Below are 17,354 nucleotides of genomic sequence, written 5' to 3'. Positions count from 1 at the left end.
ACTATATAGATTTTATATTTTTAAAATATTTATCTGTTGTGGTAAAAAAATTTCCAAGCAATAGAGCTTACTGGATTTAGATCTAAATTTAATAATCGCAGGATTTTATATTTTAAATTTGATTAAAAAAAGTCTCCAAGCCCAAAATGAGCTTAGAGACTTCTTTTTTAGCAAGAGAAGCAGGTCTTAAACTCATAAGCGGTTGGACGTGCTTCGTAAGGCCAAACCTGAGTTTCAAATTTCATGTGCTGATAAGTGTCGATGAAAAGATCGCTCATTATCGGTTTTAGGTATTCGTTATCGCGGATAAGCGCTTCAAGGCTGCCACGAAGTGTGTGTGGTAGCTGCTCGATGCCACGCTCTCTGATCTCATCTAGGTGAAGTTTAAATAAATTTTCATCCATCGGACCAACTGGCTCGTATTTGTTTTTAACGCCATCAAGGCCCGCCATTAGCATCGCTGAGAAGGCTAGATAAGGGTTTGCTGTGCTATCTGGAAATCTCATCTCAGCTCTAACTGACTTCTCACCGGCGCCGTAAGGTATGCGGATGCTCGCTGAGCGGTTTTGGCTTGAGTAGGTTAGGATAGATGGCGCTTCAAAGCCTGGGATTAGGCGTTTATAGCTGTTTGTGCTTGGGTTTGTGAAGGCTGCAACGCTTCTTGCGTGTTTTAAAACGCCGCCGATGTAGTGCCTTGCAAAGTCACTTAAATTTGCGTAGTTGCCCTCTTTGTAGAATAAATTTTTACCATCTTTCCAGACTGATTGATGCACGTGCATGCCGCTGCCGTTGTCGCCATAAAGCGGTTTTGGCATAAATGTAACTGTCTTGCCGTTTAGGTGAGCGACCATTCGAACGACGTATTTGTAAATTTGAACATTGTCAGCAGCCTCGACTAGGTTGCCAAATTTCACGCCGATCTCGCCTTGACCTTGTGCGACTTCGTGGTGTCCTAAAAATACTTCAAGACCAACTTGCTCTAAAACCTGCATCATTTCAGCTCTTAGATCGACCATGCTGTCGATTGGCTGGGTCATCAAGTAGCCGCCCTTTCTGCGTGGGCGGTGACCTGTGTTGTAGCTATCTTTGAAGTCTGCAGCGTCGTTCCACTCGCCTTCTTCGCTATCTACTTGATACATCGCGCAGTTTGGGCTGTCGATGATTTTGACATTGTCAAATACAAAAAATTCATTCTCAGGGCCAAAATATGCCTCATCGCCAAGTCCGCTATCTTTTACATATTGCATCGCTCTTTTTGCGATCGAGCGAGGGCATTTTTCATAAATTTGACCTTTGTAAATGTCGTAGATATCGCAAAAAACAACGACTGTGATGTCAGAGGTAAATGGGTCCAAAAACGCAGATGTTGCTTCTGGCTTCATTATCATATCGCTCTTGTCGATAGGCTGCCAGCCATTCATCGAGCTAGCGTCCATTGGGATGCCGTTTGTGAAATTCTCTTTTGTAACAGCTTTTATGTTGTAGCTTATGCTGTGCCAAGCGCCATTTAGATCGGTAAATCTAAAATCTACAAATTTAACTTCATTTTCTTTGCAAAAATCAAAAAAATGATCGATGTTTTGGACAAATTTTCCCATTTTTTATCTCCTTCTGGTTTTTAATTTTCGTATTGTATCACAAAATTTTATATTTAAGATTATTTTTATATTTTATTTGACCCCAAACTAAAATTTTACTAATTCTCTATCTCTGTTTTTAAATATCGCACACTTTGAATATCCCAAATTTCTAGCTATCTGCTCGCAAATTTCGCCGTTTTTACCGATATCTTCTTTGGCGTGAGCGTCTGAGCCAAAGGTGATAGTGATGTCATTTTCAGCGATTAGCTCTAGTAAATTTACGCTTGGATATTGCTCGCCGATAGGCTTTCTAAAGCCAGCTGCGTTTATCTCGACTACCAAATTTGCCTCTTTTATCGCTTTTATGGCGTTTTTGGCTAGGATCCTGACATCTTTTTTGGGTAAAAATTTAAATAGCTTTAAAAGATCGATGTGTCCCATGATGTCAAATTTACCAAGCCTAGCCGATCTTTCTATGTGGTCAAAATACTCCTGCCAAATTTGATCCAAGTCTTTGCCCTCGTAGCCGCCGATAAATTCAGGGTTGTCAAACGCCCAGCCGTTAAAAAAATGCACAGAGCCTATTAGATAATCAACCTTTCTAGCAAAAACTCGCTCGTCCATAAAGCCATCTAAAAAGTCCATCTCATAACCAAGTAAAATTTCTATCTCGCCGCTAAATTCATCTCTTAAACGTAAAATTTCGTCTTCGTAGCTTTGCATCTCTTCAAATTTCATCCTATAAGCTTCATCGTAGTTCATCGGTGCGTGATCGCTAAAGCCAAAGTATCTTGTGCCAGCTTTTATGGCGCATCTCACAAATTCTAGCGGTTCGCCAACTGCGTGGTTGCAAAGCGGTGTGTGGTTGTGAAGATCGACGGTCATTTTTAGCCTTTTAAAGTCGTTTATTTTTCAAAAATGCTACCTAAAATTTGATAAATTTAAAGATAAACGCATACTTTTTAAACTTTCTTTTTATTTAAATCCTATATAATCAAGGCAAATTTTATTAGGAGCTTTTATGACCCAAGAGGAACTTGACGCGCTTATGGCGGGCGGATTAGAGGATGATTTAGGTGATACTAAAGATGCCAGCCAAGAGGTCGCGGACGTCAAAGAGGAAACAGACGAGGTAGCAGAAGTTGCAGAGGCAATGAGTGCTAAAGCAGATGAGCCACAAGCAAAGTCGGAGAGTAGCTCAAAACAGAGCGAAAACTACAGAGTGAGCGCAGACGGCGTTTGGCCACCACCACCACCGACTGAAGACCATAAAATGGTGCATCAGCTTGACGATGTGACAAGAGATAGCGAAGAGAAAGCTACTCAGATGTTTGACAAGCTTGAGACGATAAATAACTTTTTTATGGACGCTGAGAGCGACTCAAATAGCCTAAAAGATGCGATAAACTCAAACGTTGAGCTATTTACGACGCTAAGTGAGAAATTTCCAAATATCGCCGCATTTAGCGAGGCTTTAGAGAAAAATAACTCGCTTCTTGGCACGATCGATAATATCATCGGAAATTTACAAATGGGACAAGATGAGATCATGATGGCTATGGATATGATGCAGTATCAAGACATCCACAGGCAAAAGATAGAGCGTGTTATCAACGTTATGAGGGCACTTAGCAAATATATGAATACATTGTTTGAAGGTCGTATCGACGATGAAAAACGTGTTGGCTCTGCTGTTCATATCGCTGGTGATACAACGACAGAAAACCTTGTCAGCAACGACGACATCGAAGCCTTGATAGAAAGTCTGGGTAAAAAATAGTGCTAAAAAGGCCTGAGCTTTTATCTCCAGCTGGAAATTTAACAAAACTTAAAATCGCCCTTGAATACGGAGCCGACGCTGTTTATGGCTCGGTGGCTAGCTTTTCGCTAAGGACTAGATCGGCAAGGGAGTTTAACCTTGAAACATTCAAAGAGGCGATAGACTACACTCATGAAAAGGGAAAGAAATTTTATGCGACCATAAATGCCTTCCCTTTTAACTCTCAGATAGAGCCGCTAAAAAGGCACTTGCAAACCATCTCAGCAATGAAGCCAGATGCCTTTATCATCGCAACTCCAGGCGTTATGAGCCTAGCAAAAGAGATCGCTCCAGATATCGAGATACACCTCTCTACTCAGGCAAATGTTATGAACGTTTTGGATGCCAAAATTTATCACGATATGGGCGCAAAACGAATTGTCGTGGCACGTGAGATGAATTTAAAAGATGTTATAAAGATAAAAGAGGAAATTCCAACCCTTGATATCGAAATTTTTGTCCATGGCTCGATGTGCTTTGCATACTCTGGCAGGTGTTTAGTAAGCTCAGTGCAAAGTGGACGTATGTCAAACCGTGGCAGCTGTGCAAATGACTGCAGATTTAAGTATGAACTCTACGCCAAAAACGAGGATAGTGGCGTGCTTTTTCGCTTAGAAGAGGACGAAAACGGCACTCACATCATGAACTCAAAGGACCTTTGCCTCATCTCACACATCAAAGAGATCGTTGATAGCGGCGTGATAGATAGCTTTAAGATCGAGGGCCGCACAAAGAGCGAGTATTACGCGGCTTGCACAGCAAGAGCCTATAAAATGGCGATAGATGATGCACTAGACGATAAATTTGATGCGCAAATTTATGAAAATGAGATAAATACGCTGAAAAATCGTGGCTTTACGGACGGCTACTTGGTGCATAGACCTTATGAGCGAACCGATACGCAAAATCACACAAGTAGCCTAGAAGAGGGCACTCATCAAGTAAATGCGATAAGTGAAGATGGTGAGTTTTTTAAGTGCAAGTATAAAATTTTCCCAGATAAAGGCTACGAGATCGTAGCGCCGACTGGCTCACATATAGATGATAGTGAAAATGAAATCTCAAAGGTCTATTCGCAAGATGGCAAGAAATTTATCAAATTTAAACAGCTCATCACCAAAAAAGGCAAGGTCATGAGCGAAATTCATAGCGGCAATGAAAATGAGATAAACCTCGGCGTTAAGCTGCCAAAATTTAGTTTTTTAAGGGAGAAAATATGAAATTTGTTTCTATTATAATGGGAAGTAAAAGTGACTATGAGATCGTTAGCGAGACGGCAAAAACTCTGGAGAAATTTGGCGTAAAATATGAACTGATAATCAGCTCAGCCCACAGAAGCCCAAAAAGAACTAGCGAATACGTCGCAAATGCCGAGAAAAAAGGGGCAAAAGTCTTCATCGCAGCTGCTGGCATGGCAGCTCACCTAGCTGGAGCGATCGCTGCAAATACAACAAAACCAGTGATCGGCATACCAATGGCTGGCTCAGCTCTAAACGGCGTTGATGCACTTTACTCAACCGTGCAAATGCCAAGTGGTATGCCAGTAGCGACCTTAGCTATCGGCAAAGCGGGCGCGATAAATGCAGCCTATCTTGCGGTGCAAATTTTAGCCCTTGAAGATGAGGGGCTAGCAAAGGAGCTCAAAGCCGACAGAGAGGCAAAGATAAAGGCTTTAGAGGATGATTCTTCAAAGGTTGAAGTGATACTATAAAAGGAGAAGCGGTGCAGACCTATCTTGGAGTTGATGAATTTTGCAAACTTGTGCACTTGGAGCGCGAAGTTATCGAGGATATGATAAATCGTGGCGTTTTGAAAACCAAAGAGGAAAATGGAGAAATTTTGATAGAAGCGAGCGAGGGAACGATGAGCGTGGTGCCTAGTGTTTCGCAAAATTTATCCTTGCAGCCGCAAAGCCAAGATGGTTTTACCTTTGTCGAAAAGACGATCGGCACGATATTAAATTTACACGAAAAGGTGCTTGACGCAAAAGATGAGACGCTTGAAACATTAAGAAATGAGAATAAATTTTTAAAAGAGGCGCTCATTTCGATGCAAGAGCTCTATGACGAGGATAGAAAAACGGTTGAGGCGCTTACAAAACAGCTTAAAATTTCACAAGATGAAGTTGAATTTTTAAAACGAAAATACAAGCTCATGTGGAACCAAGCGGTTGAAAATTTCAATGGACAAAAGTAGTTTATGAAGATTATAAATTTAGAAAATAGCTTTGAAATTTATGGAGTAAAAACTCGCACTAAAAATGAAGACGAGATAGGCGGTGAGGGTAAAATTCCAGCTTTATGGTCTAAATTTATGAGTGAATACTATGATGGCAAGAGTGAAATTTATAGCATTTACTGCAACTACGAAAGTGATCTTAATGGACATTACGATAACTTTATCGGCACAATATCACGCCAAAAAGGTGATGAAAATTTAAAGATACAAAGCGGAAAGTACGCTCTTTTTAGTTTTACAAATGAGCCACAAAATGTTGCAAAATTTTGGGGTGAAATTTGGAGATATTTTGAAAGTAGTGAGCTAGAAAGAGCCTATAAAACGGACTTTGAAAAATACCTAAAAGATAAAATAGAAATTTATATATCAATAAAATAAAAGGCAAAAAATGACATTTTCGCAAATAATACTAACGCTTCAAAACTATTGGCAAGAGCAAGGCTGCGTCATACTTCAGCCATACGATATGCCAGCAGGTGCGGGCACATATCATCAGGCGACATTTTTAAGAAGCCTTGGACCAAAGCCATGGGCGACCGCATACGTAGCTCCAAGCCGCCGTCCGACTGATGGTAGATACGGCGAAAACCCAAACCGCCTTGGTGCTTACTATCAGTTTCAAGTGCTCATAAAACCAAGCCCAGAAAATATCCAAGAGCTTTATCTAAAAAGCCTTGAAAGACTTGGTCTAAATTTGAAAAATCACGATATTCGCTTTGTAGAAGACAACTGGGAGAGCCCGACGCTGGGCGCTTGGGGACTTGGCTGGGAGGTCTGGCTAGATGGCATGGAAGTGACGCAATTTACCTATTTTCAGCAGGTGGGCGGCATCGCATGCGAGCTCATATCTGGCGAGATAACATACGGCCTTGAGCGCTTAGCGATGTACTTGCAGGACGTAAATAGCGTCTACGACATCGTTTGGGACGACTCTAATGGCAACATCGTAACCTACGCCGACGTGCATAAACAAGGCGAGTATGAGTGGAGTAAATACAACTTTGAAGTGGCAAATGTTGATATGCTTTTTAATCAGTTTGAAAACGCTTTTAACGAGTGCAAACACTGCTTGGAGGCTAAAATTTCACTGCCAGCCTACGACTACTGCATGCTTGCAGCTCATACGTTTAACGTCCTTGACGCGCGCGGAGCGATAAGCGTGACGCAAAGACAAGACTACATCTTAAAAATTCGTGAGCTAGCCAAAGAGTGCGCGCTAACATATAAAGAGAGCTTAGAGCAAAAGTAAAATTTGATGAAAATAGCTGAAATTTATAAAAAATTAGATGAATTTTGCCCATTTGCGAGCCAAGAGGGCTGGGATAATAGCGGCCTGCAGGTTGGCTCATTTGACAGCGAATTTGAGCGAATTTATCTAAGCCTTGATCTTGATAGCGAGCTTTTGCAAAATGTCTTGCCAAACTCGCTCATCATCACTCACCATCCGCTCATTTTTAAGGGGCTAAAGCGCCTAGACTACAGCCTCTATCCAAGCTCGCTCATAAGAGAGATGGTGATAAAAAATATCTCGCTCATATCGCTTCACACAAATGCTGATCTTGCATTTTTAAATGAAAAATTTGCGACGCAGGTTTTGGGGCTTGAAATTTCAAGCAAAGAGGGCTTTTTGATCTACGCTGATGTGAATATGAAATTTGGTGAGCTTTGTAAATTTGTAAAAGAAAAACTTGGGCTAGAAAATTTAAGAGTAGTTCATGCAAAAGATGAAATTTCTAAAATTTGTATCTGCACTGGAAGCGGCGCAGATCTCATCCAAGATGTCAAAGCAGACGCCTTTTTAACTGGCGATCTAAAGTATCACCAAGCACTTTATGCAAAGGAAAATGGACTAAATTTGATCGACATAAACCACTATGAAAGCGAGCGTTATTTTAGTGATTTTTTAGCAAAATATTTGCAAAATCTAAAAATTGAAGTTATAATAAGCAATTCTAAAAACCCATTTACATATTGCTAACAAAAAAAGGAAACATTATGAATAAATATTTGCAACAATTAGTTGAATTATCTGATCTTGACAAACAAATAGATGGTTTCACGCCGCGCATACAAGAAGTAGAAAAAGCCTATAAAAACATAGAAGAAGAGTGTGAAACTATATTGGTTAATGTAGAAAGACTTGATGAAGAGGTAAATGATCTAAAATCACAAAAATCAGGCACAAATGCCCATATCGCAGAATTTAGTGCTAAGATCAAAGATGTAGCTAAAAAAAGCTCAAGTGCAAAAAGCGAAAAAGAGATAAAAGCGCTAGGTCTTGAAGAAGACATCGCAAAAGAGCAGCTTGAAGCAGCAAACGAAGAGATCGCTAGACTTGAGAAACTAATAGATAATAAAAATGCTCAAAAAGATGAGCTAAATGCTAAAAAAATAGAGCTTGAAGGAAATTTAGAAAAGATAAAAAGCGAGGTTTCATCTGAGCTTGAAAAGATCGAAAAAGAGCGCAAAGAGGTTTATGCTAAAAAAGATAAACTTGTCGCTGCAATGAATCAAAAGATCCTAGCATTTTACGAAAAGATCAGAAAATGGGCTCATAACACAGCCGTTGTGCCAGTTAAAAAACAAGCTTGTTATGGCTGCTTTATGCAGATAAATGATAAGACTTTCTCTGCGGTTGTAAAAGGCGAAGATATCGTTACTTGTCCGCATTGTGGCAGAATTTTGTATAAACAAGAGCAATAACACGTTTCGTGATAATAATATATTATTTTTTAGCCTCAATACTCTACCTTTTTGGGGCTATTTTCCTACTTTTCTTAAGTTTTAAAAAAAAGTACCGCAGATCGATCCCAGCACGTTTTTTTCTCTTTGATAATCCAAAATTTCAAGATGCAGATGTGCATTTTCACGCTTGCTCGTTTGGCGAAGTGCAAGCGCTTAAGCCCTTGATGCAAAAATTTGATAGCAAAGCCATAAGCGTGGTGACAAATACAGGCTTTGAAGCGGCTAGTAAAATTTGTTCTAACACAAGATTTTTGCCATTTGAAATTTTCTTGCCGTTTTGGCTAAAAAAGAGCAAAATTTTGGTCATTTTTGAGGCAGAGCTTTGGCTTATGCTAGTTTTTATGGCAAAGCTAAATGGCAGTCGCGTGATCCTTATAAATGCTAGAATTTCAGATAGAAGTTATAAAAGCTACTTAAAATTTAGCTTCTTTTATAGATATCTTTTTAAATTTATAGATAAAATTTACGCCCAAAGCGAGCTTGATAAAGAGCGACTAAGATCGCTTGGAGCGGGCGAAATAGAGGTCGTTGGCAACATAAAAGCTGCATTTTTACCAAGCGTGAGTAAAATTTATAAAAAGCCAAAAGCTAGAGTGATCGTACTAGCAAGCACGCATGCTGGCGAAGAAGAGATGATACTAGCAAATTTAAATTTAAAAGAAAATGATCTTTTGATCATCGCACCTCGCCATCCTGAGAGATTTGCAGAAGTGGAAAAGCTAGCTAGTGAGTACGCTAAAAAGCATGATTTTAGCTTTGCAAAATTTAGCCAAACACATAAATTTGAAGCAAAGGTAAATTTACTTGACACTTTAGGCGAGCTCGTAAATGTCTATGCCATTAGCGATATAGTCGTGCTTGGAGGCAGTTTTGTGCCAAATATCGGCGGGCATAATCCAATCGAGTGCGCTAAATTTAACCCAGTGATAATTAGCGGCGAGTTTATATTTAACCAAAAGGCGCTATTTAACCTAGTTGAAAACATCTACATCGCAAAGGCAAGCGAGATAGGTGGCATAATGGGTAGTGGCGCCAAAAAGAGTAAGATCGCCGTGCAAGCAAGCGCTGATGCGATCATAGAAGATATAAGGAGCACTTTATGAGTGAAGAAAAAGCGTATAAAATTTTAGCCAAACAAAAAAATATCTCAAACAACGAGGCAAAGGAGCTAATCGACAGCGGACTAGTCTATGCCAAGGGGCAAAAGGTGATGATAGCTCGTGCCTTGATGAGTGAAAATACTAAATTTAACGTCGAAGAGATGCCAAAACCAAGCGTTATCTTTGAAGATGAAAATTTAATAGCCATTAACAAACCAGCCGCCGTAACTAGTGAAAAAATCAGCCAAATATATAAATTTCCACTCCTTCACAGGCTCGATAAAGACACGAGCGGCGTGCTACTTCTTGTAAAAAATGATGAATTTGCAAGCCTTGCCATAAATGAGTTTAAAAAGATGAAGGTTGAGAAAATTTACGTGGCCGCAGTTAGGGGTATCATGAGCGAGGATGTGGTCGTAAATGAGCCGATCTTAACGATAAAAAATAAAAATGGTGCTATTTCAAAGATCTCAAAAGATGGTAAAGAGGCGATCAGTGAAATTTCACCACTCATGGTTGTGGGCAAAAAAACGCTGGTAAAAGTTGCCATAAAAACAGGCAGAACGCACCAGATAAGAGTGCATTTGGCTAGTTTAAATTTACCAATAGTTGGCGATGAGAAATACGGCAAAAATAGAGCAAATAGAATGTTTTTACATGCTTATTCTATCGCTCTTTTAAACTATAAATTTAAAGCCCCGATACCAAAAGAATTTAACTCTCTTGGATTTGAGATATCTAATAAATTTGAAATTTAAAGAGCAATAAAGAAATTATTTAGTAATATACGCCCTTTAATAACAACTTAGAAAGGTGATTAGTGTTCGAACAAATTAGCGAGTCTTTTAGATTAGCCGTTAGTAAGATACGTTTTGTAGATGATGAAAAAGCTCTAAAAAACGCACTTGACGTGCTTAAAAAAGCTCTTTTAAAAGCTGATGTTCACCACAAAGTCACTAAAGATTTACTTGCGTCTATCGAAAGCGAACTAAAGCAAACTGGCGTTGGTCAAAAGAATTTCTTAGATGCGATCAAGTCAAATTTAACGACTATCTTAACAGCACCTGGCAACCAAGGCTTTGTCTATGCGCCAGTTGCACCGACTATTGTTTTGATGGCTGGCTTGCAAGGTAGCGGTAAAACAACGACAACTATCAAGCTTGCAAACTATCTAAAACTAAGAAAGAAAAAAGTTTTAGTTGCTGCTTGTGACTTGCAAAGATTGGCAGCTGTTGAGCAGCTAAGACAGCTCTGCGTTGCAAATGAGATCGATCTTTTTTATATAGAAAATGAAAACAACCCTATAAAAGTAGCTAAAGAAGCACTAGAAAAAGCAAAAAGTGGTCTTTATGATGTGCTTTTAGTGGATACCGCTGGTCGTCTTGCGATCGATGAAAAGTTGATGCAAGAGATAAAAGATGTAAAAAATGCAATAAATCCACATGAAATTTTCTACGTAGCTGACGCCATGAGTGGTCAAGACGCCGTAAAGACAGCTACAAGTTTTAATGAAATTTTGGGAATTTCTGGAGTTATCCTTTCTAAATTTGACTCTGATTCAAAGGGCGGCGTAGCTATTAGCATCGCAAAACAGTTAAATATCCCACTTAGATTTGTCGGTACTGGCGAGAAAGTAGCTGATATCGAGAGCTTTATACCAGATCGTATCGTAAGCCGTATAATGGGCGAGGGCGATCTAGCTACTTTGGTTGAGAAAACATCGACAATTATAGATGAAAAAGAGGCGAAACGTCTAAATCAAAAGATAAAAAAAGGTCAGTTTAACTTTAACGACTTTTTAGATCAAATGGAAAGCGTTAAAAAGCTTGGTAGTATGAAATCTTTGATGGGGATGATACCTGGACTTTCAGGACTTGCAAATCAGATAAAAGATATAGATCTTGATAATTCAAAAGAAATTTTGCATATTAAGGCTATGATAAATTCTATGACGCAAAAAGAGCGTGAAAATCCAGACCTTTTAAACAATAGCAGAAAAAGGCGTTTAGCAGCTGGCTCTGGACTATCTCAAGTAGAGGTAAATCGCTTTTTAAAGCAGTTTGAAAATGCCTCAAAGCTTGCTAAGAAATTTTCAGGAAAGGGCGGAGCAAAAGGACTTGCAAACATGCTTTCTCAAGCAAATTTAAAAAGACCTGTTTGATAAAAGGGTTTAAATTTGGATATTTGTTATCTAAATTTAAGCTTTATTTAAAAACAAGAGGAGAATATAATATGGCAACAGTAGTAAGACTAACAAGAATGGGACGTAAAAAGAGACCTTTTTATCGTATAGTTGTTACAGATAGCAGAAAAAGACGCGATAGCGGTTGGATAGAGAGCATTGGTTATTACAACCCTATGGTTGAGCCAAATGTTATAAATTTCAACAAAGAGAGATTGGATTACTGGAAAAGCGTCGGTGCTAAACTTAGCGACAGAGTTGCACAAATTACAAAATAATGGTTGAAAATTTTTTATACGAATACGCCAAGCTGATAGCTGATTTTCCTGAAAAGGTGACTATTGAGCGTCAAGAGCTTGGTGAAAATTTTGTCGAGATCATTATAAGTGCTGATAAGGTTGATACTGGAAAGCTTATCGGTAAAGACGGCAAAATGATAAATGCTATAAAGACCGTTATTATTGGCTGTAAAGCAAAAGACAATACAAGTTATAGGGTAACGGTAAAAGCTATTGAATAGTGATATTGTTGAAGTCGCTACCATCGGGAGATGTGTTGGTTTAAAGGGCTATTTGAAGCTTCACAACAAGAGCGACTTCCCAGAGCAATTTAAAAAGGGCGCGACCTTTTTTGATAAAAACAATGATCAGCTCATCATAAAAGACTACAACAGATCAAAAGAGCTGGTTTTGTTTGAAAATTTTGATGACTTAGACCTTGCTAAAACACTCGTAAATAGAACTATCTATACCACAAAAGAACTTACTAGAAAAAACTGCAAACTAAAAAAAGATGAATTTTTTCAGTTTGATATCATTGGATTAAAAGTCGTAGAAAATGGTGAAATTTTGGGTATTGTAGAAGATATTCAAGATAATTTTGCAAACTCACTTTTATACATAAAAACTGATGAAGTGCTTATTACGGCTGGTAAACCAAAGAATTTCTACATTCCATATTTGGAGCGTTTTATCGAAAGCGTAAATTTGGATAGTGGAGAGATTTTGGTAAAAGGCGCTAGAGATATCTTAGAAAATTCATGAAATTTACGTTTATTACACTTTTTGAAAATTTAGTTAAACCTTACTTTTGCGATTCTATTTTAAAACGTGCGATTAGCAATAAATTTATTGAAATTGATTTCATAAATCCAAGAAATTTTACCAAAGACAAACATAATAAAGTTGATGACTATATGATCGGAGGTGGAGCAGGGCTTTTGATGTTTCCGCAGCCTTTGGATGAGTCGATCAAATTTTTAAAAGAAAAAGATAAAAATGCCCATGTTATTTTTTTGACGCCAGCTGGTAAAAAATTTAGTCAAAATGACGCGAAAAGGCTCTCTAAAAAAGATCATATTTGTTTTGTCTGCAGTAGATATGAAGGTCTTGATGAGAGAGTTGTTGAGCTTTGGGCGGACGAAGTTTTTTGCATAGGTGATTTTATTTTAACAGGCGGAGAGCTGCCTGCACTTTGTATGAGTGACGCGGTATCAAGAAACGTGCCTGGGGTTTTGGGAAACGACATGAGCCTTGAAGTGGAGAGTTTTGAAGATAATTTGCTTGAAGCCCCATCTTTTACAAAACCTGATAATTTTAAATCTCTCTTTGTGGTTTCAGAGTTTTTAAAGGGTAATCATGCTAAAATCCACAACTTGAAAAACAAGATGGCTCACTGCAAAACAAGGTACTTTCGCCCTGATTTATATCAAAAGCTAAAGCCACATAAATAAGGAAAAACATGAGAAATAAATACATTGAAGCGTTTGAAAATGCTCAAATTGCTGGTAAGAATATCCCTGACTTCCGTGCAGGAGATACATTGCGTGTGGCTACTCGTATTCACGAGGGAGACAAAACGAGAATTCAAAATTTTGAAGGCATTTGTATAGCTAGACGTGGTAGCGGCACCGGCGAAACATTTATAATCAGAAAAATAGGTGCTAACAGTGTTGGTGTTGAGAGAATTTTCCCAATCTTTAGTGACTCTATCGAAGAGATAAAGGTTCTTAGAAAAGGTCGTGTTAGAAGAGCTAAGCTATTCTATCTACGCGAACTACGTGGTAAAGCAGCTAAGATCCGCGAACTTAGAAAATAAAACTTTTTCCCTGAAATTTTCAGGGATTCTCTCCTATAAACTATATTTAAAATCATTTTTATATTACTTCATATTTATACTTCATTAATCACTCTTTGCTAGAATTTTACTTCAAATTTACTTTTAAGGAATAAAAATGAAAAAGATTTTGATTTCACTTGCAGCTATTGCGTCTTTGGCTATGGCAGCAATCAATCTAAACACAGCTACAAAAGAGGAGCTTATGAGTCTTGATGGTATCGGCAGTGCAAAAGCAGATGCTATCATTGAGTATAGAAAAGCAAATAAATTTAACTCAATTGACGATCTTAAAAATGTAAATGGCATCGGCGATAAAACTTTTGATAACCTAAAGGGTGAAATTTCTACTACTGGCAAGAGCGAAGTAAGCGAAAAAGCAAAAGCTAGTAAGAAGAAAATGGATGAGGCAAAAGACGAGATGAAAGATAAAATCTCTGATAAAAAAGATAAATTTAAAAAGAAAGCTTCTAAAACTAAAGAAGAGCTAACTTCTAGCAAAGAAGATGAAACTAGTATGGGTGAAAAAGCAAAAGATGAAAAAGACAAAGTTGTTGACAAGGTAAAAGAAAAGAAAGAAAAAGCTGCTTCAAAAGCTAAATCTAAAAAAGAAAAACTTAAAGAAAAACTAGAGAAATAAAACATTTTAAAACCCACTTGTCTTTACAAGTGGGTTTTATAAATTCATATATTTTTTCTTTTAATTATAATTGACAAAAAATATCACAACCTTCTTTAAATTTCATTGATCCGATAATTTGTTTTATTTTAATCTTTGGTCAAGGCGTTTTTCTAAATTGTGTCAAAATAGCTGCCATCTAACTTTGCCAACTAAAAATTTATATGGAACTGCCTCGAAAAAACGACTATCAAAAGAGTGATTGCGGTTGTCGCCAACCATGAAAAACGTATCTTTTTCTAATTTCCATATAAAAGCATTTTGACAATCCGGAGTATCTAAATTTGATTTAGATGAAGCCATTTCTGAAGTGTCTTTATTATTAAGAGTTTCTTCTAGCCCTTTTTGATACTCATGTTCTAAGGCATTAAACATCATTGCACTGTCTTCATCATAGTGTATACCTGCAAATTGTTCTTTATACGGATCAAAAATAAATTCTTTGTCTTGCGGACGTTTTAAATAAAGACCGTCACAAGTGAATCGAACCTCATCCCCACCAACAGCAAAAACGCGTTTCATAAGGTGAGTTTTTTGGACTTAGTGGATTTCTAAAAACTATCACATCTCCACGCTCCGGACGGGCAGTAGAATCAATATGTGCCCACTATCGGCTTTTGATGAGATAAGAGGCGTTTGCGAGAAAGGGCTATATGGGTTTAATATGCCGTAGTCAAAAAGAGTTGCAACTATAACCGAATTAATCTTATATGTTGGCTCCATTGAGCTTGTAGGAACAAAGTATATTCTTAAGAAAAATATTTGTATTAGGATAAATACTGCAATGATACCAAGTATAAATTTTATAAAAAATTTTTTCATAAAGAAAGCATCCTTTATCTACTAAGTTGGATGCAATTGTATAGTATTTTTTTGGTTTTGACCTTAATATATCAAGACGATTAGATATAGCAGGTTTTTTCTTGACATATAATAATGTTTTTTGTATAATCTCAATTCTTTTCAAATAATCATGTCTTGCTAGCTCAGTCGGTAGAGCATCTCACTTTTAATGAGGGGGCCGTTGGTTCAAATCCAACGCAGGACACCATTTTTTGGGTTTATGACCCTTTCGTCTAGTGGCTCAGGACTCTACTTTCTCTGTGTAGGAACAGAGGTTCAAATCCTCTAAGGGTCGCCAGATATTTTAAATTTTAGGTCGCTTAGCTCAGTTGGTAGAGCGCCACCCTTACAAGGTGGATGTCATAAGTTCGAGTCTTATAGCGACCACCATTACTTTAGGTGCAGCGGTAGTTCAGTTGGTTAGAATGCCGCCCTGTCACGGCGGAGGTCGCGGGTTCGAGCCCCGTCCGCTGCGCCATCTACTTTTAAATTTTTCATATTTTCTTATTTTTGTTTTTTTAAATTTAATGCAAACTTTTTATAAAAATATTCTGTTAAATAATATGTAAAATAATACATAAAATATTGTCTTTAGAGAAATCCAAAATATTTTTTCTATTAAAAATTTTTACTTTTATAGCTAAAATAACGATGAGAGCCTAATTTGGCTCGCGTTTTTAAATAAAAATATTTAAATTTTAAGCCTACTTATCAAACTATACTTTTTTATTTAATGTAAATTTCAATTATCTTTCATATCGTCATTAGCGAACTAAAATAGCAATTTGTCTTTGTCTAAGGCATTTTTTAAAATTTAAAGTCAAAATTTGTTTTATCACGAAATATGCATTTAAATTTTATGCTTTTGTGAGATAAATTTATCCTACTAAATAGTTAAATTTAGTCTCAAAAGCTTAAATTTTGGTGTAAATTCTATTTTTTCTCAAAAGTGATTACCGACAAAGAAAAAATATTATTTTTATCTCTTAGTTATTGAAAAATCAATATAATCACGTAAAAATCAGCAAAAGGAAAAACATGGCACTTGAAAATGTATTAAGAGCGATTGAAGATATAAAAAATGGAAAAATGGTCGTAATGGTTGATGATGAGGACCGCGAAAATGAGGGTGATCTGGTCTTTTCAGCAGCTAGTAGCGACATGCAAAAGGTAAATTTTGCTATCACTCATGCAAAGGGCGTGCTCTGTCTTGCGATGGACGAGGCGAATGCAAAAAGGCTTGATCTGCCACTAATGGTAACTAAAAACACATCAAGCCACGAGACAGCTTTTACGGTTACGATCGACGCAAAGGACGCAACAACGGGTGTTAGCGCATATGAGCGCGATATGACGATCAGGCTTGCAGCAGAGGCCAGCTCAAAGCCTGAGGACTTCGTGCGCCCAGGACACATTTTTCCACTTATCGCCAAAAATGGCGGCGTGCTTGTTCGCACAGGCCACACCGAGGGCTCGGTCGATCTTTGCAAGCTTGCTGGCGTTAGTCCGATGGCTTCGATATGCGAGATCGTAAAAGAAGATGGCACGATGGCAAGACGTGACTATTTAGAGGAGTTTTGCAAGAAATTTGGGCTAAATATGATCAGCGTTTCTGACTTGGTTGAGTATAGACTAAGCCATGAAAGCCTCATAAGAGTTGGTGAAAAAAGTGACGTGATGATCGCAGACTGCGCTGCAGCAAGATACGATATCACCGATCACAAAGGCAAAATCCACTCAGCTTATCTTTTTGGCGAGCCAAAGAGTAAGGCAAATGTCAAATTTCAAAAGATCCTTGCCGATCACGAGCTTTTGAGCAGTCCAAAATACGAAGAGCTTTTAAAAACTATCAAATTTCTAAGCCAAAATGGTGGAATTTTGATCTTTTTAGATAGCGACAACCAAAATTCGAGCAAAGACTACGGCATCGGAGCGCAAATTTTAAATCACTTTGGCGTAAAGGATATCGAGCTTCTAAGCTCAAATAAAAATAAAGAATTTGTAAGCTTAGCCGGTTTTGGACTAAATATAGTCGGCTATAAGGAAATTTAAA

20 protein-coding genes, 4 tRNA genes and 1 pseudogene are annotated in these 17,354 nt (G+C 37.9%); 22 read left to right on the top strand and 3 right to left on the bottom strand.

Features of this window, described 5'->3' with window-relative positions; genetic code table 11:
* Positions 1–167: 167 nt before the first annotated feature.
* Both glnA and G6W42_RS06735 read right to left on the bottom strand, forming a co-directional pair.
* Positions 168–1,598, bottom strand: a complete 1,431-nt coding sequence (gene glnA / locus G6W42_RS06740) for a type I glutamate--ammonia ligase (RefSeq protein ID WP_009294014.1) — start codon at positions 1,596–1,598, stop codon at positions 168–170.
* A gap of 87 nt (positions 1,599–1,685) precedes the next feature.
* The gene (locus G6W42_RS06735) at positions 1,686–2,465 is read right to left on the bottom strand and encodes a histidinol-phosphatase (RefSeq protein ID WP_194173421.1); all 780 of its coding nucleotides are present in this window, start codon (positions 2,463–2,465) and stop codon (positions 1,686–1,688) included.
* A 136-nt stretch (positions 2,466–2,601) separates the two neighbouring features.
* Here G6W42_RS06735 and G6W42_RS06730 point away from each other — a divergent pair, with 136 nt between their 5' ends.
* The 17 genes from G6W42_RS06730 to G6W42_RS10840 all read left to right on the top strand — a co-directional run bounded on the left by G6W42_RS06730 (position 2,602) and on the right by G6W42_RS10840 (position 14,419).
* Complete coding sequence (locus G6W42_RS06730; protein WP_194173420.1) at positions 2,602–3,360, top strand: chemotaxis protein; 759 nt, start codon at positions 2,602–2,604, stop codon at positions 3,358–3,360.
* Positions 3,360–4,619, top strand: a complete 1,260-nt coding sequence (locus G6W42_RS06725; RefSeq protein ID WP_194173419.1) for a U32 family peptidase — start codon at positions 3,360–3,362, stop codon at positions 4,617–4,619. Before G6W42_RS06730 ends, G6W42_RS06725 begins: the two co-directional genes overlap by 1 nt.
* The gene (gene purE, locus G6W42_RS06720) at positions 4,616–5,110 is read left to right on the top strand and encodes a 5-(carboxyamino)imidazole ribonucleotide mutase (RefSeq protein WP_194173418.1); all 495 of its coding nucleotides are present in this window, start codon (positions 4,616–4,618) and stop codon (positions 5,108–5,110) included. The genes G6W42_RS06725 and purE overlap by 4 nt, the downstream gene beginning before the upstream one ends.
* A gap of 11 nt (positions 5,111–5,121) precedes the next feature.
* Positions 5,122–5,595: a DUF3972 domain-containing protein gene (locus G6W42_RS06715; RefSeq protein ID WP_194173417.1), complete on the top strand. Its 474-nt coding sequence runs from the start codon at positions 5,122–5,124 to the stop codon at positions 5,593–5,595.
* 3 nt (positions 5,596–5,598) lie between these two features.
* The gene (locus G6W42_RS06710; protein ID WP_194173416.1) at positions 5,599–6,015 is read left to right on the top strand and encodes a GyrI-like domain-containing protein; all 417 of its coding nucleotides are present in this window, start codon (positions 5,599–5,601) and stop codon (positions 6,013–6,015) included.
* A gap of 10 nt (positions 6,016–6,025) precedes the next feature.
* Positions 6,026–6,886 carry a glycine--tRNA ligase subunit alpha gene (gene glyQ / locus G6W42_RS06705; protein WP_194173415.1) on the top strand — a complete coding sequence of 287 codons (861 nt, stop codon included), beginning with the start codon at positions 6,026–6,028 and terminating at the stop codon, positions 6,884–6,886.
* A gap of 6 nt (positions 6,887–6,892) precedes the next feature.
* A complete protein-coding gene (locus G6W42_RS06700; RefSeq protein WP_194173414.1) occupies positions 6,893–7,615 on the top strand; it encodes a Nif3-like dinuclear metal center hexameric protein in 723 nt (240 codons plus the stop codon).
* A 17-nt stretch (positions 7,616–7,632) separates the two neighbouring features.
* Positions 7,633–8,340: a zinc ribbon domain-containing protein gene (locus tag G6W42_RS06695; protein WP_194173413.1), complete on the top strand. Its 708-nt coding sequence runs from the start codon at positions 7,633–7,635 to the stop codon at positions 8,338–8,340.
* Positions 8,341–8,348: 8 nt separating this feature from the next.
* Entirely contained in the window at positions 8,349–9,485 is a 1,137-nt protein-coding gene (gene waaA / locus G6W42_RS06690; protein WP_194173412.1) for a lipid IV(A) 3-deoxy-D-manno-octulosonic acid transferase, read from the top strand.
* Positions 9,482–10,240, top strand: a complete 759-nt coding sequence (locus G6W42_RS06685) for an RluA family pseudouridine synthase (RefSeq protein ID WP_194173411.1) — start codon at positions 9,482–9,484, stop codon at positions 10,238–10,240. The genes waaA and G6W42_RS06685 overlap by 4 nt, the downstream gene beginning before the upstream one ends.
* A gap of 62 nt (positions 10,241–10,302) precedes the next feature.
* Positions 10,303–11,643 carry a signal recognition particle protein gene (ffh, locus tag G6W42_RS06680; protein WP_103575948.1) on the top strand — a complete coding sequence of 447 codons (1,341 nt, stop codon included), beginning with the start codon at positions 10,303–10,305 and terminating at the stop codon, positions 11,641–11,643.
* Positions 11,644–11,714: 71 nt separating this feature from the next.
* On the top strand, positions 11,715–11,942 hold the full coding sequence (gene rpsP / locus G6W42_RS06675) for a 30S ribosomal protein S16 (protein WP_009293992.1): 228 nt from the start codon (positions 11,715–11,717) through the stop codon (positions 11,940–11,942).
* On the top strand, positions 11,942–12,184 hold the full coding sequence (locus G6W42_RS06670; protein ID WP_009293991.1) for a KH domain-containing protein: 243 nt from the start codon (positions 11,942–11,944) through the stop codon (positions 12,182–12,184). The genes rpsP and G6W42_RS06670 overlap by 1 nt, the downstream gene beginning before the upstream one ends.
* Positions 12,177–12,707, top strand: coding sequence for a ribosome maturation factor RimM (gene rimM / locus G6W42_RS06665; RefSeq protein ID WP_194173410.1), 531 nt, complete (start codon positions 12,177–12,179; stop codon positions 12,705–12,707). The genes G6W42_RS06670 and rimM overlap by 8 nt, the downstream gene beginning before the upstream one ends.
* Positions 12,704–13,396: a tRNA (guanosine(37)-N1)-methyltransferase TrmD gene (gene trmD, locus G6W42_RS06660; RefSeq protein ID WP_194173409.1), complete on the top strand. Its 693-nt coding sequence runs from the start codon at positions 12,704–12,706 to the stop codon at positions 13,394–13,396. Before rimM ends, trmD begins: the two co-directional genes overlap by 4 nt.
* A gap of 8 nt (positions 13,397–13,404) precedes the next feature.
* Positions 13,405–13,761, top strand: a complete 357-nt coding sequence (gene rplS, locus G6W42_RS06655) for a 50S ribosomal protein L19 (RefSeq protein WP_002941851.1) — start codon at positions 13,405–13,407, stop codon at positions 13,759–13,761.
* Between the two features lie 136 nt (positions 13,762–13,897).
* Positions 13,898–14,419 carry a ComEA family DNA-binding protein gene (locus G6W42_RS10840; protein WP_103601355.1) on the top strand — a complete coding sequence of 174 codons (522 nt, stop codon included), beginning with the start codon at positions 13,898–13,900 and terminating at the stop codon, positions 14,417–14,419.
* A 162-nt stretch (positions 14,420–14,581) separates the two neighbouring features.
* Here G6W42_RS10840 and lepB read toward each other — a convergent pair.
* Positions 14,582–15,280: pseudogene (gene lepB, locus G6W42_RS10535) on the bottom strand (signal peptidase I).
* Positions 15,281–15,433: 153 nt separating this feature from the next.
* Here lepB and G6W42_RS06640 point away from each other — a divergent pair.
* From G6W42_RS06640 to G6W42_RS06620, 5 genes are all read left to right on the top strand, one after another.
* Positions 15,434–15,509, top strand: a tRNA-Lys gene (locus tag G6W42_RS06640).
* A 14-nt stretch (positions 15,510–15,523) separates the two neighbouring features.
* Positions 15,524–15,599: transfer RNA gene (locus G6W42_RS06635), tRNA-Glu, on the top strand.
* A 16-nt stretch (positions 15,600–15,615) separates the two neighbouring features.
* A tRNA-Val gene (locus G6W42_RS06630) sits at positions 15,616–15,691 on the top strand.
* A gap of 11 nt (positions 15,692–15,702) precedes the next feature.
* Positions 15,703–15,779 (top strand) — tRNA-Asp (locus G6W42_RS06625).
* A gap of 560 nt (positions 15,780–16,339) precedes the next feature.
* Positions 16,340–17,353 (top strand): bifunctional 3,4-dihydroxy-2-butanone 4-phosphate synthase/GTP cyclohydrolase II, encoded by a 1,014-nt coding sequence (locus G6W42_RS06620; RefSeq protein ID WP_194173407.1) that lies wholly within the window; start codon positions 16,340–16,342, stop codon positions 17,351–17,353.
* The last annotated feature ends 1 nt before the right edge of the window (position 17,354 follow it).

The sequence above is a fragment of the Campylobacter concisus genome (genome assembly GCF_015230015.1).
Classification (GTDB): Bacteria; Campylobacterota; Campylobacteria; order Campylobacterales; family Campylobacteraceae; genus Campylobacter_A; species Campylobacter_A concisus_AF.
The sequence above is the reverse complement of the archived record's forward strand: the minus strand, read 5'-3'. Positions and strand labels throughout refer to the sequence as shown.

Bases quoted from the DNA above. Each gene is read 5' to 3' on its own strand.
- glnA (WP_009294014.1), bottom strand. From the start codon at position 1,598: ATGGGAAAATTTGTCCAAAACATCGATCATTTTTTTGATTTTTGCAAA.
- G6W42_RS06735 (WP_194173421.1), bottom strand. From the start codon at position 2,465: ATGACCGTCGATCTTCACAACCACACACCGCTTTGCAACCACGCAGTT.
- G6W42_RS06730 (WP_194173420.1), top strand. From the start codon at position 2,602: ATGACCCAAGAGGAACTTGACGCGCTTATGGCGGGCGGATTAGAGGAT.
- purE (WP_194173418.1), top strand. From the start codon at position 4,616: ATGAAATTTGTTTCTATTATAATGGGAAGTAAAAGTGACTATGAGATC.
- G6W42_RS06710 (WP_194173416.1), top strand. From the start codon at position 5,599: ATGAAGATTATAAATTTAGAAAATAGCTTTGAAATTTATGGAGTAAAA.
- glyQ (WP_194173415.1), top strand. From the start codon at position 6,026: ATGACATTTTCGCAAATAATACTAACGCTTCAAAACTATTGGCAAGAG.
- G6W42_RS06700 (WP_194173414.1), top strand. From the start codon at position 6,893: ATGAAAATAGCTGAAATTTATAAAAAATTAGATGAATTTTGCCCATTT.
- G6W42_RS06695 (WP_194173413.1), top strand. From the start codon at position 7,633: ATGAATAAATATTTGCAACAATTAGTTGAATTATCTGATCTTGACAAA.
- G6W42_RS06685 (WP_194173411.1), top strand. From the start codon at position 9,482: ATGAGTGAAGAAAAAGCGTATAAAATTTTAGCCAAACAAAAAAATATC.
- rpsP (WP_009293992.1), top strand. From the start codon at position 11,715: ATGGCAACAGTAGTAAGACTAACAAGAATGGGACGTAAAAAGAGACCT.
- G6W42_RS06670 (WP_009293991.1), top strand. From the start codon at position 11,942: ATGGTTGAAAATTTTTTATACGAATACGCCAAGCTGATAGCTGATTTT.
- trmD (WP_194173409.1), top strand. From the start codon at position 12,704: ATGAAATTTACGTTTATTACACTTTTTGAAAATTTAGTTAAACCTTAC.
- rplS (WP_002941851.1), top strand. From the start codon at position 13,405: ATGAGAAATAAATACATTGAAGCGTTTGAAAATGCTCAAATTGCTGGT.
- G6W42_RS10840 (WP_103601355.1), top strand. From the start codon at position 13,898: ATGAAAAAGATTTTGATTTCACTTGCAGCTATTGCGTCTTTGGCTATG.
- G6W42_RS06620 (WP_194173407.1), top strand. From the start codon at position 16,340: ATGGCACTTGAAAATGTATTAAGAGCGATTGAAGATATAAAAAATGGA.